Origin of the sequence: Sinorhizobium fredii NGR234, from assembly GCF_000018545.1 — a bacterium.
GTDB lineage: Bacteria > Pseudomonadota > Alphaproteobacteria > Rhizobiales > Rhizobiaceae > Sinorhizobium > Sinorhizobium fredii_A.
Window position 1 is genome coordinate 787,365 of sequence record NC_012587.1, and the last position, 20,747, is coordinate 808,111.

Consider the following 20,747-nt stretch of genomic DNA (forward strand, 5'->3'; position numbering starts at 1 on the left):
GGCGAGCGAAACCTCAAGTCTCCACAGGACGGACGACGACATCGGCGGACGAGCGCGTCGTCGGTCCATGATGGACCGCTTCGACATTGTTGCCGTCGGGATCGAGGAGAAAGGCGGCGTAGTAGCCCGGATGATAGGGACGCTCGCCGGGTGCGCCGTTGTCTGTGCCGCCATTGGCCAAGCCCGCCTCGTGGAAGCGGTGGACTGCATCCCGATCGGCGGCCTGGAAGGCGAGATGGACGCGGGTGCGGTAATCATCGGCCTTGTCGACGAAAAACTCGTCGAACGCAAAAAATCGGTCGGTCTCGTAGGTCGGCCGATGGCCAAGCGCGCCAAGCACCGCCTGATAGAAGCGCTTGCTGACACCGAGATCCTCGACGCGCAGGTGCACGTGGTCGATGAGACGTCCTTGGTGGAATTCCATTGCTTTTCTCCACAGCAGCCGGCGCCGGCAACTTGCGCCCAATCCTAAACGAAGAGGCGGCAAGAAAGTTGCGCTCGCAACCGGGGCAGGGGGGGATCGCGGCGGGCGCAATGAAAGTATTTTGCGTGGCTTAGGGAAATTTTGGCACCGCATCGGTTGCCTCCCGCCAAGGCGGTGCCTATGTTCCCGCTCACAGATTTCCGTGACGAAATCCAATGCCAAGAGGAGATGCCACAATGGCTTTCGAATTGCCGAACCTTCCCTATGACTACGATGCGCTGGCGCCTTACATGTCGCGCGAGACGCTCGAATACCATCACGACAAGCATCACCTCGCCTATGTGACGAACGGCAACAAGCTCGCCGAGGAAGCCGGCCTCTCCAATCTTTCGGTGGAGGAAATCGTCAAGAAGTCCTACGGCACCAACCAGCCGCTCTTCAACAATGCCGGCCAGCACTACAACCACATCCACTTCTGGAAGTGGTTGAAGAAGGGCGGCGGCGGCACCAGCCTGCCGGGCAAGCTCGACGCGGCCATCAAGTCCGACCTCGGCGGCTACGACAAGTTCCGCACGGATTTCATCGCCGCCGGCACCGGCCAGTTCGGCTCCGGTTGGGCCTGGCTGTCGGTCAAGAACGGCAAGCTCGAAATCTCCAAGACCCCGAACGGCGAAAACCCGCTGGTGCACGGCGCCTCGCCGATCCTCGGCGTCGACGTCTGGGAGCATTCCTACTACATCGACTACCGCAACGCCCGGCCGAAGTACCTCGAGGCTTTCGTCGACAATCTCATCAACTGGGACTACGTCCTCGAAATGTACGAGGCGGCGGTGAAGTAACCGTTTGGTTGCTTAAAGCACACGAACCGGCCCGGCGCTTGCGCCGGGTCTTTTTGTTTCGATGGGACGGAGCGTCCGCCGCGAGTCCCTTCGCCCCGCCTGCGGGGAGAAGGTGGCCTGCAGGCCGGATGAGCAACTGTGTTTTTTAGCTAAGCGTAGGCTGCCACGATTGGCCGTTGCGCAGCATGGCGCCGAGGATGGTGAGGATCTTGCGGGCGATGGCTATGAGTGCGACCTTCGGCTTCTTACCGGCAGCAAGCAGGCGCTGGTGGAATGCCTTGAGCAGCGGATTCGCGCGGCAGGCGGTCAGGGCCGCCATGTAGAGCACGCCGCGCACCTCGGCACGGCCGCCCCAGATGCTGCGCCGGCCGCGGAAGACGCCGGTGTCGTGGTCATAGGGCGCCAGACCGACAAGCGCGGCGATCTCGCGCCTTGATGCCTGGCCGAGCTCCGGGGCGAGCGCCAGCAGCGTGTGGCTGAGAACCGGCCCGGCACCCTTGAAGGACTGGATCAGCCGATCCTTTTCGGCCAGCCCGGCATCGCTGGCGACGAGCTCGGCCAGGCGCTTCTCCAGCAACAGGATGTTGGCCTCGATGCTGCGCAGGCGGCGGGTAAAAATGCGCCGGACCACCGGGTCGCGCACCTGATCGAGCTGGTTCTTGAGGCTGACCTTGTCGTCGCTGAGCTGCCGGCGGGCGCCGACCAGTTCGGCGAGCTGCTCGCGCAACGGATCGACGCGCATCTCCCGCGTCGGCATGTCGGCGGTGTAGCGGGCGATGACCGCCGCATCGAGGCGGTCGTTCTTGGCCAGCCTGCCGAGCGCACGAGCGAAGTGACGCAGCTTGTGCGGGTTGACGTTCCTGACCGGTAGGCCAGCCTTTTGCAACGCCTGTTTCGGGCCGCGCTCGTAGCCGCCGCTCGGCTCCAGCCCGACCGCCCGTACCTGGCGGCGCTTCAACCGCTTAACAAGCTCCGCCCAGCCGGCCGCGTCGTTATCGACGCGAAAGCTCTCGCCGGTTTGCAGCACGGCAACGTCCAGCCATCCCTTGGCAACATCGATTCCAACCACCAGACCGTCTTCGACCATCTTTCGTCCCATCCTTGCGGTTCGGGGGCCTTGCCCCTTGCAACTGTTCGGGTTCTAAAAGAAGGCGGTCGGGCCCCAGCTCATCCACGGGTTAGGCTCCTGAGGGGCGACGGGCTCTCGGCCGCCGTCACGGAGCGCAGGCGCGCCTGCGCTCCGTGACGGAAACACAATCGCTGATTCGCGACACACAAGGGGCGATCAATTACGAATCCCTCGCCTCGAGCGCCCGCCCGGCATTCTTCCTCCATCCTGCCATCCACAACTGCCTGAGCTTCTCGCCCTCTCCACGGAAGTGTGCCCCGACCGGCTCGCAGTGCTCCACCCGGTCGGCGCGGAAGTTGCGGATGTCCTGGCGCAATTCGCACCAGGCCACCATCATCGCATGTTCCGAATAGTAGATCAGCGCCAGCGGCTGCACGGTGCGTTCCGTCGCCCGGCCGAGTTCGTCGCGATAGTCGAGCGCCAGCTTTTGTTCGTCGCGGATCGCGCGGCGGATCATGGCGAGGTCGACTGCCGGCGGCGGGGCGGCGATCGTGCCCCAGGCGTGCAGTGCCTGCGACTGGAAAACCAGGCGCAGCGGCTCCGGAACCGCGCCGGTGATCTTCCGGTTGACCCGCTGGGCCGCGGTCTTCAATTCCTCGTCGCCGGTGCGCGCCAGCAGCGCCAGCGCCAGCACGATCGCTTCCGTCTCTTCGATCGAGAACATCAGCGGCGGCAGATCGAAGCCGGGCCTCAGGATATAGCCAAGGCCGCGCTCGCCCTCGATCGGCACGCGCATCGCCTGCAGGGCGACGATGTCGCGATAGATCGAACGCGGCGTCACCTCGAGTTTCTCCCCGATCTCGGCGGCGGTGATCGGCTGCCGGGCGAGCCGCAATATCTGGATGATCTCGAATAGCCGCGCCGCCTTGCGCATCGCAAAAACTCCATCCGAAGGGAAAGTCTCCTGACAGAACCCTGTCAGTTGGACAGAGCTATAGCATGTGCCAACGGATTGAAATATCGGCAATCCGGACCCACGCCCTATCCGAAATTCGATGAGCAACTGACATGACCTACGCAGAAAATCTCTGGCTGTTCTTCACCCTTCTCTTCGGCATCATCATCGTCCCCGGCATGGACATGGTCTTCGTGCTGGCCAACGCGATAACCGGCGGACGCAGTTCCGGCCTCGCCGCGACGGCGGGCATCATGGCAGGCGGCGTGCTGCACACGCTCTATGCCGCGCTCGGCGTCAGCGTCGTCTTGCATCTGGTGCCGGAGCTCTTCAACGTGCTGCTCGTCGCCGGCGCCGCCTACATCGCCTGGATCGGCTTCTCGCTGCTGCGCAGTTCCATCACCATTGGCGGCGTCGAGGCGGGGGCGAGGCTCTCGCGCTGGGCGAGCTTTCGACAGGGGGCGCTGACGAGCCTGATGAATCCGAAGGCCTATCTCTTCATGTTCGCCGTCTACCCGCAGTTCCTGAAGCCGCAATTCGGTCCCGTCTGGTCGCAGGCAGCGGTCATGGCGCTGATGATCGCCGTGACGCAGCTTGCCGTCTATGGCGGCCTGGCGCTTGCCGCGGGCCGCGGCCGCGACGTGCTGGTCGGCAGCCCGGCGGCGACGGTTGCCATCGGCCGCGGTGCCGGCCTGCTGCTTGTCGCAATCGCCGTCTTCACCGTCTGGCAGGGTTGGAGTGGCGCCCGGTGAGTTGTTGTGCCTGCTCAAGTATCAAACATGAATTTAAAATTCATGTTATGTGATGGATGCAAGTGCTCGCCGCGCCGTGAGGTATAGCGCGGCGAATTATGCTGAAATGACAAGCACATCAATTAAATGTTACTTCCGTCGAAAAGCCAAAATGCCATCATGCCGGCGCCTTCAACCGGAAGCCGCGGAAGCGGGTTCGAACGACCGGAGACCATGATGAAGATACGAGCTTTTGTGCTTGCGGCCGCCCTTGCAGGCTTGGGCATCACCGCTGTCACCGCCGCGGATGAGCCTCAGGCGGTTCGCCAGCAACTGATGAAGAAGGTGGGCCAAGCCGCCGGTGCGCTGAGCGGTATCGCCAAGGGCGAAAAGCCCTATGATGCCGAAATCGTCAAGGCATCGCTGACGACGATCAGCGAGACGGTGAAGGTCTTTCCGAGTCATTTCCCGGCTGGCTCGGAAACCGGTTCGGAGACCGAGGCGAGTCCGAAGATCTGGCAGAACATGGATGACTTCAAGGCGAAGGCGGCCAAGCTCGGCGGCGATGCGGAGAAGATTCTCGCCGAACTGCCCGCCGACCAGGCCGGCGTCGGCGCCGCCCTCGGCGTCCTTGGCAAGGATTGCGCCAGCTGTCATGAGAGCTATCGTCTGAAGAAAGAGTAGCGGCAGGCCGTTGATTCTTCCTTCGATGCGCCCGGTTCGCCCGGCGCATTCTTTTCTGCAAGGTTGAGGAGAGGCGATGGGGCGGCGCGCAACAAGGTTTTTGTCCGGTCTGGTTCTGCTGGCCGTGGTCGGCGCCGGCGCCTTCTGGTGGCTGACGAAGCCTGCCCCTTGGGATGCTGCGTATTGGGCGGGGCTGGGCGAGCCGGACCTCGCCAATGGCGAGCGGGTCTTCTGGGCCGGCGGCTGCACCAGTTGCCATGCCGCACCCGGCGCCAAGGACGACGCCCGGCTGGTGCTGGCCGGCGGGCGGCCGCTAAAGAGCCCCTTCGGAACTTTCTACCCGCCAAATATCTCGCCGGACGAGACGGCAGGGGTCGGCGGCTGGACACTCGCCGCGTTCGGCAACGCCATGACGCGTGGCGTAGGCAAGGATGGCGAGCATCTCTATCCGTCGTTCCCGTACGGTTCCTATGCGCGGATGAGCCCCAAGGACATCAACGATCTCTGGGGCTTCATGCGAACGCTACCGAAGAGCGACAATGTGGCGCCGCCGCATGACCTGCCGTTCCCCTTCAATATCCGCCTGACGCTCGGCGGCTGGAAACTCTTATACCTCAACGACGCGCCGCGGGTTGACGTCGATACCGCCGACGCCAAGCTCGCCCGCGGCCAGTATCTCGTCGAAGGCCCCGGCCATTGCGGCGAGTGCCACACGCCGCGCAATGCACTCGGCGGTTTCGAAGCGGACCGGTGGCTCGCCGGCGCCCCGAACCCGGAAGGCGAGGGACGGATTCCCGACATCACCCCCGGCTCGAAGAGCATCGGCGGCTGGAGTGCGTCGGACATCGCCTCCTATCTGGAGACGGGTTTCACGCCCGAATTCGATTCCGTCGGCGGTTCGATGGTCGAGGTCCAGCAGAACATGGCAAAGCTTCCCGCAGCCGAGAGGGAGGCGATTGCCGCCTATTTGAAGGCGCTGCCTCCGTCCTGATGCATCTCCCCAAAAATTGTGCTTTGGGACGACAGCGCTCGGGTTCACCGGCAAGGGTCGCGCGAGAGGGGCGTCGACCCCTCCCGCTCAGCCGAGCTTCTGCATATAGCGCATGCCGGTCACCGGCCGCGGCACGAAGCGCTCCGACTCGTAGAAGCGATGCGCCTGGAAATTGCCGGTGGCGGCGCTGACCGCCAGGTAGTCGCATCCGGCCATCCTTGCCTGCTCGCGCGCCTTGGCGACGAGATGGCGGCCGATGCCGGTGCCGCGATGGGCGGGGCGCACGAAGAGGTGATGCAGTTCCATGCCGCGGGCGCCCTCGGCTGCCCGGTACTGGGGAACCAGGATGGCGTAGCCGATCAGTTCCCCGCCGGCCTCGGCGACGAGGGCCGTGATCCAGGGGGTGCGGCCGAAAAGGTCGCGTTCGAGCTGTTCCGGCGTGAGCGGGGCGGCATCGCCGTGATGGGCGGCAAGCTCGGCGATCATCGCGCGCAGTTCGGGAAGATCGCGCGGCTTGGCGCAGCGGATCGTCACCATCGGCGCTCTGACCGAGGGTATAGGATGAAGGGTAGGCGTGGCGGTCTGCAGCATTCTCGGCTCCTCATGGATTTTCCGCCATCAGGTGCCGTGAAAAACAAAAGCCGCCTGATGGCGGCCTTGTTGAACATGATCAGCAGGCCGCTCCTATCGGAACAGCCAAAAATACGCGCGGCAAATGGGTGCGTTCTTGATCATGCGCGTAGATTGTTCATTTCCGCGAAATTGTCAACGGGGGATTTCGTGCCGCCCTCAGTGCTCGCCGCCACATAGGGAATGATCGGCGAGTGCCCGGATGACGTAGCAGTCGCCGATCGTGTGATCGCCGTGACAGGCGACGATCCGCTCCAGTTCGTCCTCCAGCTTCCTCAAACGGGCGATCTTTTCACGCACGGAACCGAGATGTTCGCTCGCTATGCGATCCGCCTCGCCGCAGGGTCGTTCCGGATGTTCGCTGAGCGCCAGCAGATCGCGGATCGCCTCGATCGAAAGGCCTAGGTCGCGCGCGTGTCGGATGAAGGCAAGCCGCTCGAGCTGGCGTTTCTCATAGCGCCGCTGGTTGCCCTCGGAACGCTCCGGCGCGGCGATGAGCCCCATTTGCTCGTAATAGCGGATCGTCGGGATTTTCACGCCGGTCCGCCGGGAAAGGTCGCCGATCGAATACATGTGTGCTCCATAGCCATAGCTTCTGGAGCTATATAGGGCCGCTTCCGATGGGGCACAAGTCCGCCACATTCCCAGCCTAGCCAGTCGGAGCTTCGGACCGACGCAGAATAATATTCGATATCAGTAATTTAGCGTTAGCGGCTTCGGCCGATAAAACGGAGGAATGGCATGTCCCAGATCACCCGCCGCAACGTGCTGATTGGCACGGCGCTGCTTTACCCGGCACTGGCAATCGCCCGTCCGGCGCGTGCCGCGGCGACCGACGACGACGTGACGAAACTGGTCGCCGAGCTCGAAAAGCGAACCGGCGGCCGCCTCGGAGTCGCTGTGCTCGATACGGAAACCAACATCTCCTTCGGTTACCGGGAGACCGAGCGCTTCGCCCTATGCTCGACCTTCAAGGCGCTCGCTGCCGCATGTGCGCTTGCTCGCGTCGATCGCGGCGAAGAAAAACTCGACAGGCGGATCGTCTTCGGCAAGGACGTCCTGCTGCCCCATTCGCCGGTCACCGAGAAGCATGTGGGCGGCGCAGGCATGACGATTGCCGAACTCTGCGACGCGGCGATCACCATCAGCGACAATGCCGCCGGAAACCTGCTGCTCGAGAGTTTCGGCGGGCCGGCTGGCCTCACCGCCTGGCTGCGGTCGATCGGCGATGGGACAACGCGCCTCGACCGGACGGAGCCGGACCTCAACGAAGCCAGCTTCGGCGATCCGCGCGACACCACGACGCCGGCCGCCATGCTCGAGACGCTCGGAAAACTTGTCTTCTGCTCGGCCCTGTCGGAAGCCTCGCGCCAGCAGCTTGTCGAATGGATGGTCGCCAACACGACCGGCAACGCGCGGCTTCGTGCCGGCTTGCCGAAGTCCTGGCGGATCGGCGACAAGACCGGCACGAGTTCGACCGGCGCGGTCTCCGATATCGCCTTCGCCGGGCCGGAGGGCCGTGGTCCGATCCTGATCGCGGTCTATACGGGCGAAGCGAAGCTGCCTCCGGCAGAGCTCAACCCGATCTTTGCCGAAATCGCCAGGATTGTCGCCGGCATGGCCTGAACCTACTGCATGTCTCCTTAAAACAACCTCGATTTAAGGACGAGGACATGCAGCAATTCAAAGTGCTACAGCGACCTTTGCGCGTCTGATAAGACGCGCGGCGCTGTAGGGCGCTGTCTCTTCGGCAGCGCATGATCGTCAGGGCAGCGTATAGGCGATCACGTAGTCGCCCGGCTTGGTGCCCACCGAGCCGTGCCCGCCGGCGACCATCAGCAGATACTGTTTGTCGCCGACCATGTAGGTCATCGGCGTCGCCTGGCCGCCGGCCGGTAGCCGCGCCTCCCAGAGCTGGACGCCGGTCGTGACGTCATAGGCCCTCAGGAAATTGTCGACCGCTGCACCAAGGAAGGCGACGCCGCCCTTGGTGACGATCGGTCCGCCGATACCCGGCACGCCGAGCCTGAAGGGGAGCGGCAGCGGCGTCATGTCGTAGACCGTGCCGTTCTTGTGCTTGTAGGCGATCTTGCCCGTCCTGAGATCGGCGCCTGCGACATAGCCCCAGGGCGGCGCCTGACAGGGAATCTGCAGGGGACCGAGGAAGGGACCCATATAGACGCCGAAGGGAGCGCCCTCATTGCGATTGAGCCCTTGCTCGCTGCCCTTCTCGCCTTCGCCCTTCGGCGGAATCTCCTCGCGCGGAACGAGCCGGGAGGTAAAGGCGAGATAGGTGGGCATTCCGAACACCACCTGCCGCTCCGGATCGACGGCGACCGAGCCCCAGTTGAAGACGCCGAAATTGCCGGGATAGACGAGCGTTCCTTCGAGCGACGGAGGCGTGTAGCGGCCTTCATACTTCAACGAGAGGAACTCGATCCGGCAGGCGAGCTGGTCGAACATGGTGATCCCCCACATGTCGCGTTCCCTAAGCGGCGGCGGCATGAAGGTGAGGCCGGAGACCGGCTGGGTCGGAGCGGTGAAATCCTCGGCGATCGCGCCGCCCGGGGCGGGAACTTCCTCGACCGGAATGATCGGTTCCCCGCTGCGGCGGTCGAGCACATAGAGATCGCCCTGCTTGGTCGGGCCGACGAGCGCCGGCACGACGCTTCCGTCTTCCTTTGTGATGTCGAGCAGCACCGGCTGCGCCGGCACATCCATGTCCCAGAGATCGTGGTGCACGGTCTGGCGGACCCAACGCACCGCGCCCGTATTGATGTCGAGCGCGACGATCGATGATGAATACTTCTCGACATGCGCGCTGCGCCCCATGCCGAGCTGGTCGGGCACCTGGTTGCCGAGCGGGACATAGATGAGCCCAAGGGCCTCGTCGACCGAGGAAACCGACCAGCTGTTGGGCGAGTTCGTCGTGTAGAACTGGCCGGCCGGCAGCGGCGCAGTCTGCTCGGGATTGCCGCTGTCCCAGTTCCAGATGAGCGCGCCCGTCTTGATATCGAAGGCGCGAATGACGCCGGACTGTTCCTGCGTCGAATAATTGTCGTTGACTGCGCCGCCGACGATGATCTTGCCGGCGACGGCGACCGGGGGCGACGTCGAATAGTAGTAACCGGCGGGGTTGTACCGCATGCCCCGTTCGAGGTGCAGGACGCCCTGGTCGGCAAAACCGGTGCAGACGGTACCGTTGGCGGCATCGAGCGCGATCAGCCTGGCGTCCGAGGTCGGCAGGTAGATGCGCTCGGCACAGGCGCTGCCGGTGGCCGCCGCGGGATCGGCCCAATAGGTGACGCCGCGGCAGGTCTGGTGCTGGCGGTCGGGGTTCAGCCCGGAGTTCGAATCATATTTCCATTTCTCCCTGCCGGTGGCGGCATCGAGCGCGATTGCCCAGTTGTGCGGCGTGCAGAGAAAAAGCGTGTCCTTCACCTTCAGGGGCGTCACCTGATAGGTGGTCTCGCCGATATCTTCCGGCAGTTTGACGTCCCCCGTCCGGTACTGCCACGCCACCTCGAGCGTCGCGACGTTTTCCCGATGGATCTGGGCGAGCGGCGAATAGCGCTGGCCGAACAGCGTTCGGCCGTAGTGATGCCACTCGCCGGCGGGCACATTGCCGCCGAGATCAGGGTCGGCCGCTACGACATCGGCTGGCAGGTCACCGCGAATGTCATGAACATCCTGCGTCATCGCATAGGCCGCGACGCCGATCGCGATGAGACCGGCGAGCGCAAGCGGCCAGGCAACGGCGCCGTAGCGTTCGCCGGATGGACTGACGAAGCCGAGCGGCCGGCGGATCCACGGGGTGAGCAGCCAGAAACCCAAGAGGATGATGACGCCGCCGCGCGGGCCGAGTTGCCACCAGTCGAACCCTACCTCCCAGATGGCCCAGGCGAGCGAGCCGAGAATGATCAGCGTATAGACCCAGATCGCCGCCGCATTCTTGCGGAAGAGCAGCCATGCCGCGAGCAGGAAGGCCAGGCCGGTGATGAGATAATATGGACTGCCGCCAAGGAGGAGGAGCCTCGCCCCTCCCGCGCCGAGCGCCAGGCCGATCAGCGCGAAGAAAAGGGCGGTCAGGACAATGGGCATGAAGTCGAACTCCCGTTCGTCTCAACCTATGCGTCGCATTGGCGCGATTCAGCGCATCGATTGCAAAGGTAACGCGATGCACGTGCCTTTCAATGGCGCCCGCTATGGCCCGCGCGTGTTTTGGGCGCGACGCGTCGCGGTAGCGCTTTGATTTTCCGGATGTTTTTCAGCCTTGGGACCGGCTACGAACTGAGGAGGCCGACGCGCGGCCGCGGCCTGTCAGGTGCCGCAGAAGGTCTGCAGCACTTCTTCGTCCGGTTGCGGCGGCTCGGCATAGGCCGCATGTCCCGGCTGGTCCTCGTAGGGCTTCGAGGTGACGTCGACAAGCGCCTCGAACAGCGAGAAATCCGCTTCTTCGATCGCCGCTTCGATCGCCTGCTCGACTCGATGATTGCGCGGGATGAAGGCCGGATTGACGCCGCGCATGGTGGCCGCCCGTTCGGCCGGCTGGCGGCTTTCGCGCTCGAGCCGGCGACGCCAGTCCGCAAGCCAGGGCGCCAGCGCCTCGGGTGCCTGGAAGAGCTTGGCAAGCTCGACATCGGCGCCTGCGTCCTCCGCCGAGGAAGCAAGCCTTCGGAAGGTAAGGGTGAAATCCGCGCCGCCCCTGTGCATCAGCGCCAACAACGCCTGCACCAGCTCCAGGTCGCCGTCTTCCGCCGTCGTAAGCCCGATCTTGCGGCGCATGCCGTCGAGCCAGTGGTTCTGGAAGATCGTCCCGTACTCGCCGAGCACATCATTGGCGAGGTTCACCGCCACGTCGGCGGTGGGGTCGAAGAGCGTCACCAGCGTTTCGGCAAGCCGGGCGAGGTTCCACTGTCCGATGGCCGGTTGGTTGGCATAGGCGTAGCGGCCGAACTGGTCGATCGAGCTGAAGACCTTCTTCGGATCGTAGGCATCCATGAAGGCACAGGGACCGAAGTCGATCGTCTCGCCCGAAATCGTCATGTTGTCGGTGTTCATCACGCCGTGAATGAAGCCGACGTCCAGCCAGCGCGCGATCAACGCCGCCTGGCGGGCCGACACCGCCTTGAGGAGACCCAGATAGGGGTTTTCGTCGGCCTTCAATTCCGGGTAGTGGCGGTCGATCACGTAGTCCGCCAGTGCCTTGACCGAGTCCATGTCGCCGCGCGCCGCGAAGAACTGGAATGTTCCGACGCGAATGTGGCTGGCCGCGACGCGAGTGAAGACCGCGCCGGGGAGGATCTGCTCGCGATAGACGGGTTGGCCGGTGACCGTGGCGGCGAGCGCCCGGGTGGTCGGCACCCCAAGCGCATGCATCGCCTCGCTGATGATATATTCGCGCAGTACGGGGCCCAGCGCTGCCCGCCCATCGCCGCGGCGCGAATAGGGCGTCTGCCCGGAACCCTTGAGCTGGATGTCGCGGCGCTTCCCGTTGCGGTCGATGACTTCTCCAAGCAGGATGGCGCGGCCGTCGCCGAGCTGCGGGACGAAAGTGCCGAACTGGTGCCCGGCATAGGCCATGGCGAGCGGATCCGCGCCCGACGGTACCGTGTTGCCCGAGAAGATCGCCGCGCCGTCGCGCTCAATCGCCGCAACATCGAGGCGCAGCTCTTCGCCGAGCGGCCGGTTGAGCTTGATCAGCCAGGGCTCGGCCACGGGCGTCGGCTCGACCCGGGCGTAGAAATTCGCCGGCAATCGCGCATAGCTGTTGTCGAAGGGAAACGGGGCCGTCGCCGAGCCCGATTGCGGCGGTATGGAATTCATCACACTCCAGCGGCCTTGCTTAACTAACTGGCCGCCCTTTCCCGACAAGTCTACACGAGCGGTCCTCTTTTCGCGAGGGTCGGGATCCTCCCGCGCAAGTGGCGGGAGGAAGTCGAGGGCGATCAGGCGCTCAGCGCAACCGGCGGCAGGCAGGCCTCGCAGATCGCCGCGATATGGCGGTGGTCGGTGCCGCAGCAGCCGCCAAGGACGCGCAGATGCGGCAAGCGGCCGGTGAGCGAGCGATAGCGCCGCGCGAGATCGTTTATGTCGCCAATGTCCAGCGTCTCGCTTTCGTCGAGTTCGGCATGGCTTTTCGTCGATGCGTTGGCGCGGATGCCGCCGATCCGCCGCACCCAGGCCTGGTCCTGATCGAGGCTGCTCTCGAAATGGCTCGGATGGGCGCAATTGACCATGTAGTAATGCGGATAGGCTTCGGTCTCCGCGTCCACCGTTTCCACGGCTTCCTGGAGGGAACGGCCCGTCACCAGCCGTCCGTCGGTCTCGACGGTGAACGAGATGGCGCAGGGCATGCCGTGCGTCCTCGCGGCTCGTGCCACGCCGATCGCCTCGTCGACATTCGTCATGGTGACTGCGGAGACCATGTCCGCTTCGCTGTCGGCAAAGGCGGCAACCTGGGCGGCGTGGTAGTCCTCCGCTTCTGCCGCGTTCATCATGCCGGCCTTGTAGCCGTCGCCGCGCGGGCCGATGACGCCGTTGAAGACGATCGGCACCTGAGGCCGCTCGTACTGCGCGCGCAGTTCTGTCAGCAGATAGACCGCATCGCGGTTGACCTGGTCCAGGTCTTCAGCGTCGTAACCGAGTTTTTCGCCCCAATCGGCATTGGCGCGCCATGTGGCTGTGTCGAGAACGAAACCGGTATCTCGGCATCGGGCGATTTCCAGATAGCTCGTATAATAGTGCAGGAGCTGTCTGCGGCCCTCCATCGAGGACAGGAGGACGAAGGATGCGAAATGCGGCAGCTCGACCCCTTCCTGAAAGATCAGCGCCGTCTCCATGCCGCCATCGCTGAGGAATGTGCCTCCCTGTAGAAGCGGCAGGTCGTGTCGGTATTTGGCGAATTCGTGTTGCATCGTTCCCTCCTGTTCTTAGAGGACGGCACGGGGGCGGAAGTGTTTCCGCCGTTTTAGCAGATGCTAAATTAGCCGGCTCGCGGCGCACTATGCCCCAATAATCCACATACCGATGTTACATCCGGAACTTGCCGCAAGATTCCGACGACAGGCGAATGGCTCGCTTCGGCGCGCCATGGTCCGAGGGATCATGCGACGCCCGGGAGAGGCTGGACGCAGTTCCAGCCGCCGTCCATTCGTGAGGCCAATCAGCCGCTTTCATCTTCCAGAGCCGCGGCGAGTTCCGCAAGCTTGCGAACGGTGTTGAGATTGCGTGCCGTCCCGCGTTTCAGCGCCGGCACCTTGAGCTTCGACCGCCCCGATCCATTCGGATAATAGATGTAAATCTCCCGCCCGTCGATCTTCACCTCTTCGCCATCCGGTGCGACGAGCTCGTCGAGCGCGTCCGCAGCAGGGGGCTCCGGCAGGAAGGTGACGAGCAGGAAATTCGGCTTGGCGCCCGCGAACGGCGCCTTTGCCGCGACCGCTTCGAGGTCACGGCGGCTGCGCAGCAACACACCTGGCGCCTTGCCCATCCGTTCAGCCAGCGCCTTTTCGAGTTTGCGCTTAACCTCAGGCTCGGCAAGGTCGGAATAAAACAGCACGTTGCCGCTCTGGATATAGGTCTTCACGCCGGCAAAGCCGAGGTCTTCGCAAATGGTCCTAAGTTCCGCCATCGGAAGCATACCGGTGCCGCCGACATTGACGGCCCTCAGCAGCGCGACATAGACCGGCACGGCTCCTCCCCCTACGTCTTGCCGGCGACCTTGATGGCGAAGGCGTATTCGAACGCGATTTCCTCCAAGCGCTGGAAGCGCCCCGAGGCGCCGCCATGTCCGGCGTCCATGTTGGTCTTCAACAGGATCGGCTCACTGCCCGTCGTCTTCTCGCGCAGCCTGGCAACCCATTTCGCCGGTTCCCAATAGGTGACGCGCGGATCGGTCAGGCCGCCGAGCGCCAGGATCGCCGGATAGGGCTTGGCATCCACGTTGTCATAGGGCGAATAGCCGGCAATGATGCTGTAGAATTCGGCGCTGTCGATCGGATTGCCCCATTCCGGCCACTCCGGCGGCGTCAGCGGCAGCGTATCGTCGAGCATGGTGTTCAACACGTCGACGAAGGGGACGGCGGCGATGATGCCCCTGAATTTTTCCGGCGCCATGTTGGCGATCGCACCCATCAGCATGCCGCCGGCCGAGCCGCCCTCGGCGACGATGTTCGTGTAGGATGTGAACTTCTCTTGATTCAGATAGTCGGCCGCGGCGATGAAGTCCCTGAAAGTATTGGTCTTCTTCGCCATCTTGCCGTCTTCGTACCATTGAAACCCCTTGTCCTTGCCGCCGCGGATATGGGCGATGGCGTAGACGAAGCCGCGGTCGACGAGCGACAGGCAATTGGTATTGAAGCCGGCCGGAATGGTGATGCCGTAGGCGCCGTATCCGTAGAGGAGGCAGGGCGCCGAACCGTCGAGGGGCGTGTCCTTGCGATAGAGGAGCGTCACGGGAACCGTCGCGCCATCCGCCGCAGGAGCGAAGACGCGGCGGGTGACGTAATCGTCCGGATCGTGGCCGGAGGGTACTTCCTGGGTCTTCAAGAGCGTGCGCTCGCGCGTCGCCATATTGTAGTCGAAGAGCTGCGAGGGCGTCGTCATCGACGAATAGGAAAAGCGGATGACGTCGGTGTCGTATTCGGCGGCCCCCGAAAGCCCAAGCGAATAGGCCTCCTCGGCAAAGGCAATCGCATGTTCCTCACCGGTCTTCCGGTCGCGGATGACGATCTCCGGCAGCCCCTCGCGGCGCTGCAGCCAGATGAGGTGGCGGGCATAGGCCATGTGGCTGAGGATCAGCGTGCCCGGCCGGTGCGGCACGACCTCGCGCCAGTTCTCCTTCTGCGGCGCTTCCACCGGCGCCTCCATGATCTTGAAATCCTTGGCGCCGTCGGCATTGGTCAGGATGTAGAAGACCGCGCCGCCCTCGCTCATCGAATATTCGAGACCGGTGAGGCGTTTGGCCACGAGCTCCGGCTCGGCCGTCAGGTCCGCGGTCGAGAGCAGCCGGTATTCGCTGGTCTCGTGATCATGGATATCGATATAGATGAAGTCGTCGAGCAGCGACCCGCCGACCGACATGAAGAAGCCGGGGTCCGGCTCCTCATAGACGAGCCGATCTTCGGACTGCGGCGTGCCGACGATGTGGTGGTAGATCCGCGACGGCCGGTGGTTCTCGTCAAGCACGGTGTAGAAGAAGCTCTTGCCGTCCGGCGCCCAGGCGCCGCCGCCGCCGGTATTCTCGACGACATCGCCAAGGTCCGTGCCGGTCGAAAGATCGCGCACCTTCAGCGTGAAATATTCCGATCCCTTGTCGTCATAGCCCCAGATGCCGCGCGCATGGCCGCTCGAATGATCGAGGCCGGCAATGCGGAAGTAGGCCTTGCCCTCGGCTTCCTTGTCGCCGTCGAGCAGCACCTGGCGGATCGTCTCGTCGCCCGGCGCTCCATCGCGCGGGATGCGGAAATAGCACGGGTGCTCGCCGCCCTTCACGTAGAATGTGCCATAGGCAAAGGCGCCGTCTTTCATCGGCACGGAGGAATCGTCCTCCTTGATACGGCCGCGCATTTCGGCAAACAGCGCCTTCTGCAGGTCCTTGGTGTCCGCCATGGCGGCGTTCATGTAGTCGTTTTCCGCCTCGAGATGGCGGCGGATTTCCGGATCGAGAATCGACGGATCCTTGAACATCGCCTGCCAGTTGCCGGCTCTCAGCCACGCGTAGTCATCTGTCCGGCTGATGCCGTGGCGCGTATCCGTCAGCGGCTTCTTGTGAGCGACGGGCGCCGCGGGCAGGTTCTTGAAAACGGTCAAGGGTCTCTCCGGGATCTACTGCATGTTTCCTTAAATCCTAGCCGATTCAAGGATAAAAACATGCAGCACTTTAAAGTGCTACGGCGACTTTGCGCGTCTGATAGGACGCGCGGCGCCGTAGTCGGTGGGAGATCATGAGATAGAGAGGCCCCGGGCGGGGATCAAGCGGAAAGCGCCGGCGGATAGCGATGGCCGTCGCGACAGAGATCACGCCGTCGACGCGGCGAGATTGAGGCCGATGCCCCATGGATCGGTGAGGCGATGGACGCCGCCTTCCTCACGCACGGGAATCAGGAGTTCGTCAAGCTTGCCGATCACCGTTGCGAGCCTGTCGGCCTCCCGGAAGCGGATCGTGTAGTCGGATAGGCCGGTCATCGTGGCCTGGCGTTGCGGCGCGCCACGCGAGTTCCAGATATTGGCGGCGACGTGATGATGATACTTGCCGGAAGCGAAGAAGCTCGCCCCCGGATAGCGCGCCATCAGGTCGAGGCCCAGCACGTCGCGGAAGAAATCGTCCGCCTGCGGAATGTCGGAGACCTGCAGATGGATGTGGCCGATCACGGTGCCGTCCGCAAGCCCGCTCCAGCCCTCTTTCGGTGCTTCGTCAAAGAGCGGTTGCAGATCGAGCGGCAGGGTGTTCATAGCGATTGCGCCGTCCGCCTCATAACGCCATTCGCGGCGTGGTCGATCGCGGTAGACCTCGATACCGTTGCCCTCGGGGTCGGCGAGATAGATCGCTTCGCTGACGAGGTGATCGGATGCCCCCTGGAGGCGAATACCGTTATTCGCGGCGTGGGCGAGCCAGCGCCCCAGTTCCCGGCGGTCCGGCACGAGGAACGCCGTGTGGAAGAGGCCGGGTGCGTTGCGTGGCGCCCGTGCCGCGTTCGTGTCCGTCGTCAGCGTCAACAGCGGCCTGCCGGCGACACCCAGCGTCTCTCCGCTGGCGCTCGTTTCGAGCGGAGCGAGGCCGAGTATCCTTTGATACCAGGCGGAAACCATCGGCAGATCCTGAACGACGAGATGCGCCCGCTCGACAAAGGCGGGCATCGCCACCGCGTGATCGGCAGGAAGGGTGGTCACAGGCTCCGATTGCATCGTCTTTTCCTTGCGCTACGCCTTTCGGAAGGACGCCCGGATATTTTCCCGCCGGGACGCCCTCAACGGTAGCCCAATATGAGCACATGAAGGAGTTCGGGAAAGCTATTATATTACTTGATGTTGTGTTCGATGAACGTTGACGGTCGCGGCCGTCGCGCTACCTCATCAGGGATGGTGCGAGCGCGGGAATGGTGACCGATTTGATTTCGATCATGGTCGGGATCGCCGCCTCCGCTCAACTTCGGCCTAGAGGGCGAGAAAAGGTGGAAGGGCGTGCCGTCCACGTCCGCCCTTAGGTGCGAAGGATCGCCTCGCGTCCGAGCCGGCGACCGGAACAAAGTCAAAGGAGCGTATCCGTATGTACAGGAAGATTATCGTCCCGATCGCCATGGATCAGCTGGAACACGGCGAATCCGTTCTCGGCATCGCCGAGAAGCTGATCGACGAAGGAGGGGAAATCATCCTCCTCAACGTCGTCGAGGATCTCAACGCCTACGCTCAGGGCTATATGATCGTCGATTTCCCGCTCGAGATGATCGAGGAATCGCGCCGGCATGCGGTCAAGACGCTGGAGGCGCTGAAGACCAAGCACGGCATCAACGGACGGATTGAAATCCGCACGGGCGGGGCGGCCGGCACCATCAACGCGCTCGCCAACGAAGAGAACGCGGACCTCGTGATCATTGCGTCGCACCGTCCGGGCCTGATCGATTATTTCATCGGTTCGACCGCCAGCCGCGTGGTCAGCCACTGCCCCTGCGCCGTTCTCGTCGACCGCTAGCCAACAAGAAGAATGCGGCGCGGTTTTGCCGTGCCGTGACCAAGGGAGCCCCCGCAATGGACAAATATGCGCTTGATGATTTTCGCGACAAGCTTCTGCACCGCAAGGACGAGCTTTACGGCCGTCTGGTGAAGATCGAGGAAGATCTGGACCAGCCGATGAATGCCGATGTGCCCGACCGCGTCACAGAGCGGGAAAACGATGAAGTGCTCGAAGGGCTCGGACTGGCAGGCCAGGGCGAGATCCGTGCCATCGATGCGGCTCTCGACCGAATCGCGGCCGGAACCTATGGAATCTGCGCGCGCTGCGGAGATCCGATTTCTCAGGAAAGATTGCACGCCGTGCCGCACGCACCGCTCTGCCAGACCTGCGCCGCGGAAGTCGCCTCGCGCAGGTGAAGGCGGCCTTTCGTCGCCGTCCGCGCGGGCTCTCGCCCCTGCAGCGCCGTGCGTCCTTTCAGACGCAAAGGTCGCCGCAGCACTCTGAATTGCAGCATGCTTTATCCTTGGATCGCTTCGATCTCAGGAAACGCGCAGTCGCTGCGACCATATCATTTCCACGCGAAATGGTGCCATCTCGGCAGGGCTGTTCAATTGTTGTAATGCGTTGCAGAATTTGATCCTTTCGCCCCCAACGGATGCTTTGCCGGCAAAGAACTCTGTGGCACGATGAGCTGATCCGCCGGAAGGGGCCACGGGGGGCGAATTTGGGTCGACCAGGTCAATCCGGAGACACGTGCCGACATCGGAAAACGATGCGGGATCGGGAGGGGCCGCGTGGACTTCAGCGAGGTCAAATGGAGCTATGACCGGTCGGAACTGATCGCCGACGGGATTGTCCACGGCGTCGGCCTTTGCGCCGCGCTCGTCGGGGTCACAGCCCTGATATTCTATGCGACGGTCTGGAGCACCTCGGGACAGCTTGTCGCGGCCTGGGTCTACGGGGCCGGTCTGATCCTCACCTTGTCGGTATCGTTCCTCTACAACCTCTATCCCATTTGCCGAACGAAGTGGCTCCTGCGTCGCCTGGACCATTCCGCCATCTTCGTGCTGATCGCCGCAACCTATACGCCCTTTCTCCAGCGCGGTTGGGATGACCCGTTCCTCTTTTCGATGCTTATCGGCATCTGGGCGGTCGCCCTTCTCGGCATATCGATCAAATGTCTTCTGCCGGGGCGGTTCGACCGGTTGGCGATCCTTCTCTACCTGGCGATGGGCTGGGGTGGCGTTGTTGCCGCCAAGTCCCTGTTTGCGGCTCTCAACGCAACGACTTTGGTTCTCGTCGTCATTGGCGGCATGATCTATTCGATCGGTATCATCTTCCATGTCTGGGAGCGGCTCCGCTTCCAGAACGCCATCTGGCACAGCTTCGTCGTTGCCGGCTCGGCCGTGCACTATTCCGCCGTGCTAAGCTGCATCAGCGGTGCAACCGGGGCCTGATCGGTGGTATCGGCAAGCCGCCCCCTCACTCAGGCGGTCGGCATTCATCCGAGGGGCGCAGTGCTGCCGCCATGCGCGAGATGACACCGTCGAAACTCGTCAGCTTCGATTTGCGATACTGCAGCCGGAAATAGGCGGCGCTGCCATCGCAGAGCGCGATCGCCCGTGTGTAGAACACCTCCCGGCCGCGCGCGCCCGAGAAGCTCGCCCAGGCGGGCGTCACCCGCGAGTAGAGAATCCTCCAGTCGTCGTCTTTCTCGTAGCCGATCCGGTCGGTGACGTCGGTCTCGAAATCGCCGGCCGGCGGGTGAGTGCCGAACACCATCAGCGTTGCGCCATTGTCGTCGGCATGGAAACTCACGCCGTCGTTATTGTCGGCCTGCTGGTGCATCTCGAAACCCGGCGGAATCTCGACCGTGTAGCCAAAACGGGGATTGGAGTAGGGGTGCCAATCGTCCTGCGCCGTAGCAGGCAGGGCCGGCCCAACGAGAACAGCGAATGCAAAAAAGACGCGGCGCATGCTCAGAGCATCCTTCGGTTTCTTACCTGCCGCTTTCCCTTGCAGCGCCGGGCGTCTTTTCAGACGCACAAAGGCCGCTGCAGCACCTCGGATTGCTGCATGTTTCTTTAAATCGGCTCGATCTAAGGAAACATGCAGCAGAGAGTCGCGCGTTTTGCCGGATGCGTAAAGGCCCCTTGCAATGCCTGTCAGATTCCGCATCGGTCCTCTCGGGCGCTCCGAGATCAACACCAATTCGATAGTCCCGCCGCAACAGCTTATCTGTTCCCCGCGGAACAGAGGCGCGTCTTCTCAATCTTCCGCGAAGGTCATTGCCGTGCCGTTCAGACAGAAGCGCAATCCCGTCGGTGGCGGGCCGTCGGGGAAGACATGGCCGAGATGGGCGTCGCAGTTGGCGCAGCGGATTTCTGTCCGCACCATGAAATGCGATCGATCGACATATTCGGCAATGGCGTGTTCATCGATCGGTGCGAAATAACTCGGCCAGCCGCAGCCGGAATCGAATTTTGTGTCGGAGCGGAAGAGCGCCCGACCGCAGCAGACGCAGCTATAGGTGCCGTGTCGCTTCTCGTTGAGAAACGGGCCGGTAAAGGGGCGTTCCGTGCCGTGTTCGCGCGTCACCCGGTATTGCTCCGGGGTCAGCTGAGTCCGCCACTCCTCGTCGGTCTTCTGCACTTTCCGCGCTTCGGCCTCGTCCATAGTCAAAGCTCCTTCTCGATTGCGGCGATTATATAGGAACGAGACAGCGCGCCGACAAACAGAGAAATGGCAGT

At 63.4% G+C, this 20,747-nt stretch carries 21 protein-coding genes; 8 read left to right on the plus strand and 13 right to left on the minus strand.

Annotated features, from left to right (window positions below):
- Positions 1 to 13 precede the first annotated feature (13 nt).
- On the minus strand, positions 14 to 424 hold the full coding sequence (locus NGR_RS14970; protein WP_164924222.1) for a VOC family protein: 411 nt from the start codon (positions 422 to 424) through the stop codon (positions 14 to 16).
- 236 nt (positions 425 to 660) lie between these two features.
- On the opposite strand from NGR_RS14970, the gene NGR_RS14975 reads away from it, so the two are divergent.
- Positions 661 to 1,263 carry a superoxide dismutase gene (locus tag NGR_RS14975; RefSeq protein ID WP_012707308.1) on the plus strand — a complete coding sequence of 201 codons (603 nt, stop codon included), beginning with the start codon at positions 661 to 663 and terminating at the stop codon, positions 1,261 to 1,263.
- A gap of 145 nt (positions 1,264 to 1,408) precedes the next feature.
- On the opposite strand, the gene NGR_RS14980 is transcribed toward NGR_RS14975, so the two are convergent.
- Complete coding sequence (locus NGR_RS14980) at positions 1,409 to 2,350, minus strand: IS110 family transposase (RefSeq protein ID WP_012707869.1); 942 nt, start codon at positions 2,348 to 2,350, stop codon at positions 1,409 to 1,411.
- Between the two features lie 202 nt (positions 2,351 to 2,552).
- Complete coding sequence (locus tag NGR_RS14985) at positions 2,553 to 3,266, minus strand: helix-turn-helix transcriptional regulator (RefSeq protein ID WP_164924223.1); 714 nt, start codon at positions 3,264 to 3,266, stop codon at positions 2,553 to 2,555.
- Between the two features lie 134 nt (positions 3,267 to 3,400).
- Between NGR_RS14985 and NGR_RS14990 the strand changes: the two genes are divergently transcribed.
- The 3 genes from NGR_RS14990 (at position 3,401) to NGR_RS15000 (ending at position 5,693) form a co-directional block, all read left to right on the plus strand.
- Positions 3,401 to 4,039: a LysE family translocator gene (locus NGR_RS14990; protein ID WP_012707310.1), complete on the plus strand. Its 639-nt coding sequence runs from the start codon at positions 3,401 to 3,403 to the stop codon at positions 4,037 to 4,039.
- A gap of 216 nt (positions 4,040 to 4,255) precedes the next feature.
- Positions 4,256 to 4,702 (plus strand): c-type cytochrome, encoded by a 447-nt coding sequence (locus tag NGR_RS14995; RefSeq protein ID WP_012707311.1) that lies wholly within the window; start codon positions 4,256 to 4,258, stop codon positions 4,700 to 4,702.
- Positions 4,703 to 4,778: 76 nt separating this feature from the next.
- Positions 4,779 to 5,693: a c-type cytochrome gene (locus tag NGR_RS15000; RefSeq protein ID WP_012707312.1), complete on the plus strand. Its 915-nt coding sequence runs from the start codon at positions 4,779 to 4,781 to the stop codon at positions 5,691 to 5,693.
- 87 nt (positions 5,694 to 5,780) lie between these two features.
- Here the strand turns inward: NGR_RS15000 and NGR_RS15005 are convergent, their stop codons facing one another.
- Positions 5,781 to 6,284 (minus strand): GNAT family N-acetyltransferase, encoded by a 504-nt coding sequence (locus NGR_RS15005; RefSeq protein ID WP_012707313.1) that lies wholly within the window; start codon positions 6,282 to 6,284, stop codon positions 5,781 to 5,783.
- Between the two features lie 198 nt (positions 6,285 to 6,482).
- Positions 6,483 to 6,896, minus strand: coding sequence for a MerR family transcriptional regulator (locus tag NGR_RS15010; protein WP_164924224.1), 414 nt, complete (start codon positions 6,894 to 6,896; stop codon positions 6,483 to 6,485).
- A 168-nt stretch (positions 6,897 to 7,064) separates the two neighbouring features.
- On the opposite strand from NGR_RS15010, the gene bla reads away from it, so the two are divergent.
- Positions 7,065 to 7,949 (plus strand): class A beta-lactamase, encoded by an 885-nt coding sequence (bla, locus tag NGR_RS15015; protein WP_012707315.1) that lies wholly within the window; start codon positions 7,065 to 7,067, stop codon positions 7,947 to 7,949.
- A 138-nt stretch (positions 7,950 to 8,087) separates the two neighbouring features.
- Here the strand turns inward: bla and NGR_RS15020 are convergent, their stop codons facing one another.
- The 6 genes from NGR_RS15020 to NGR_RS15045 form a co-directional block, all read right to left on the minus strand.
- Entirely contained in the window at positions 8,088 to 10,424 is a 2,337-nt protein-coding gene (locus tag NGR_RS15020; protein ID WP_012707316.1) for a glucose/quinate/shikimate family membrane-bound PQQ-dependent dehydrogenase, read from the minus strand.
- A gap of 219 nt (positions 10,425 to 10,643) precedes the next feature.
- A complete protein-coding gene (locus tag NGR_RS15025) occupies positions 10,644 to 12,149 on the minus strand; it encodes a protein adenylyltransferase SelO (RefSeq protein ID WP_012707317.1) in 1,506 nt (501 codons plus the stop codon).
- Positions 12,150 to 12,271: 122 nt separating this feature from the next.
- On the minus strand, positions 12,272 to 13,240 hold the full coding sequence (locus NGR_RS15030) for a homocysteine S-methyltransferase family protein (protein WP_012707318.1): 969 nt from the start codon (positions 13,238 to 13,240) through the stop codon (positions 12,272 to 12,274).
- A gap of 248 nt (positions 13,241 to 13,488) precedes the next feature.
- Positions 13,489 to 14,016, minus strand: a complete 528-nt coding sequence (locus tag NGR_RS15035) for a DUF1697 domain-containing protein (RefSeq protein WP_012707319.1) — start codon at positions 14,014 to 14,016, stop codon at positions 13,489 to 13,491.
- 11 nt (positions 14,017 to 14,027) lie between these two features.
- Positions 14,028 to 16,136, minus strand: a complete 2,109-nt coding sequence (locus NGR_RS15040) for a S9 family peptidase (RefSeq protein WP_012707320.1) — start codon at positions 16,134 to 16,136, stop codon at positions 14,028 to 14,030.
- Positions 16,137 to 16,343: 207 nt separating this feature from the next.
- Complete coding sequence (locus NGR_RS15045; protein ID WP_012707321.1) at positions 16,344 to 17,231, minus strand: VOC family protein; 888 nt, start codon at positions 17,229 to 17,231, stop codon at positions 16,344 to 16,346.
- Positions 17,232 to 17,592: 361 nt separating this feature from the next.
- On the opposite strand from NGR_RS15045, the gene NGR_RS15050 reads away from it, so the two are divergent.
- The 3 genes from NGR_RS15050 (at position 17,593) to trhA (ending at position 19,454) form a co-directional block, all read left to right on the plus strand.
- The gene (locus NGR_RS15050) at positions 17,593 to 18,015 is read left to right on the plus strand and encodes a universal stress protein (protein WP_012707323.1); all 423 of its coding nucleotides are present in this window, start codon (positions 17,593 to 17,595) and stop codon (positions 18,013 to 18,015) included.
- A 56-nt stretch (positions 18,016 to 18,071) separates the two neighbouring features.
- Positions 18,072 to 18,413 carry a TraR/DksA family transcriptional regulator gene (locus tag NGR_RS15055; protein WP_012707324.1) on the plus strand — a complete coding sequence of 114 codons (342 nt, stop codon included), beginning with the start codon at positions 18,072 to 18,074 and terminating at the stop codon, positions 18,411 to 18,413.
- 378 nt (positions 18,414 to 18,791) lie between these two features.
- Complete coding sequence (gene trhA / locus NGR_RS15060) at positions 18,792 to 19,454, plus strand: PAQR family membrane homeostasis protein TrhA (protein WP_012707325.1); 663 nt, start codon at positions 18,792 to 18,794, stop codon at positions 19,452 to 19,454.
- A 25-nt stretch (positions 19,455 to 19,479) separates the two neighbouring features.
- On the opposite strand, the gene NGR_RS15065 is transcribed toward trhA, so the two are convergent.
- Together NGR_RS15065 and msrB are read right to left on the minus strand one after the other, a co-directional pair.
- A complete protein-coding gene (locus NGR_RS15065; protein WP_164924225.1) occupies positions 19,480 to 19,974 on the minus strand; it encodes a hypothetical protein in 495 nt (164 codons plus the stop codon).
- 291 nt (positions 19,975 to 20,265) lie between these two features.
- Positions 20,266 to 20,673 (minus strand): peptide-methionine (R)-S-oxide reductase MsrB, encoded by a 408-nt coding sequence (gene msrB / locus NGR_RS15070; RefSeq protein WP_012707327.1) that lies wholly within the window; start codon positions 20,671 to 20,673, stop codon positions 20,266 to 20,268.
- Between the last annotated feature and the right edge of the window lie 74 nt (positions 20,674 to 20,747).

What these genes read in the sequence shown, in the direction of transcription:
- NGR_RS14970 (WP_164924222.1), bottom strand. Translation starts at nt 424, where the DNA reads ATGGAATTCCACCAAGGACGTCTCATCGACCACGTGCACCTGCGCGTC.
- NGR_RS14975 (WP_012707308.1), top strand. Translation starts at nt 661, where the DNA reads ATGGCTTTCGAATTGCCGAACCTTCCCTATGACTACGATGCGCTGGCG.
- NGR_RS14980 (WP_012707869.1), bottom strand. Translation starts at nt 2,350, where the DNA reads ATGGTCGAAGACGGTCTGGTGGTTGGAATCGATGTTGCCAAGGGATGG.
- NGR_RS14985 (WP_164924223.1), bottom strand. Translation starts at nt 3,266, where the DNA reads ATGCGCAAGGCGGCGCGGCTATTCGAGATCATCCAGATATTGCGGCTC.
- NGR_RS14990 (WP_012707310.1), top strand. Translation starts at nt 3,401, where the DNA reads ATGACCTACGCAGAAAATCTCTGGCTGTTCTTCACCCTTCTCTTCGGC.
- NGR_RS14995 (WP_012707311.1), top strand. Translation starts at nt 4,256, where the DNA reads ATGAAGATACGAGCTTTTGTGCTTGCGGCCGCCCTTGCAGGCTTGGGC.
- NGR_RS15000 (WP_012707312.1), top strand. Translation starts at nt 4,779, where the DNA reads ATGGGGCGGCGCGCAACAAGGTTTTTGTCCGGTCTGGTTCTGCTGGCC.
- NGR_RS15005 (WP_012707313.1), bottom strand. Translation starts at nt 6,284, where the DNA reads ATGCTGCAGACCGCCACGCCTACCCTTCATCCTATACCCTCGGTCAGA.
- NGR_RS15010 (WP_164924224.1), bottom strand. Translation starts at nt 6,896, where the DNA reads ATGTATTCGATCGGCGACCTTTCCCGGCGGACCGGCGTGAAAATCCCG.
- bla (WP_012707315.1), top strand. Translation starts at nt 7,065, where the DNA reads ATGTCCCAGATCACCCGCCGCAACGTGCTGATTGGCACGGCGCTGCTT.
- NGR_RS15020 (WP_012707316.1), bottom strand. Translation starts at nt 10,424, where the DNA reads ATGCCCATTGTCCTGACCGCCCTTTTCTTCGCGCTGATCGGCCTGGCG.
- NGR_RS15025 (WP_012707317.1), bottom strand. Translation starts at nt 12,149, where the DNA reads ATGAATTCCATACCGCCGCAATCGGGCTCGGCGACGGCCCCGTTTCCC.
- NGR_RS15030 (WP_012707318.1), bottom strand. Translation starts at nt 13,240, where the DNA reads ATGCAACACGAATTCGCCAAATACCGACACGACCTGCCGCTTCTACAG.
- NGR_RS15045 (WP_012707321.1), bottom strand. Translation starts at nt 17,231, where the DNA reads ATGCAATCGGAGCCTGTGACCACCCTTCCTGCCGATCACGCGGTGGCG.
- NGR_RS15050 (WP_012707323.1), top strand. Translation starts at nt 17,593, where the DNA reads ATGTACAGGAAGATTATCGTCCCGATCGCCATGGATCAGCTGGAACAC.
- NGR_RS15055 (WP_012707324.1), top strand. Translation starts at nt 18,072, where the DNA reads ATGGACAAATATGCGCTTGATGATTTTCGCGACAAGCTTCTGCACCGC.
- NGR_RS15065 (WP_164924225.1), bottom strand. Translation starts at nt 19,974, where the DNA reads ATGCGCCGCGTCTTTTTTGCATTCGCTGTTCTCGTTGGGCCGGCCCTG.
- msrB (WP_012707327.1), bottom strand. Translation starts at nt 20,673, where the DNA reads ATGGACGAGGCCGAAGCGCGGAAAGTGCAGAAGACCGACGAGGAGTGG.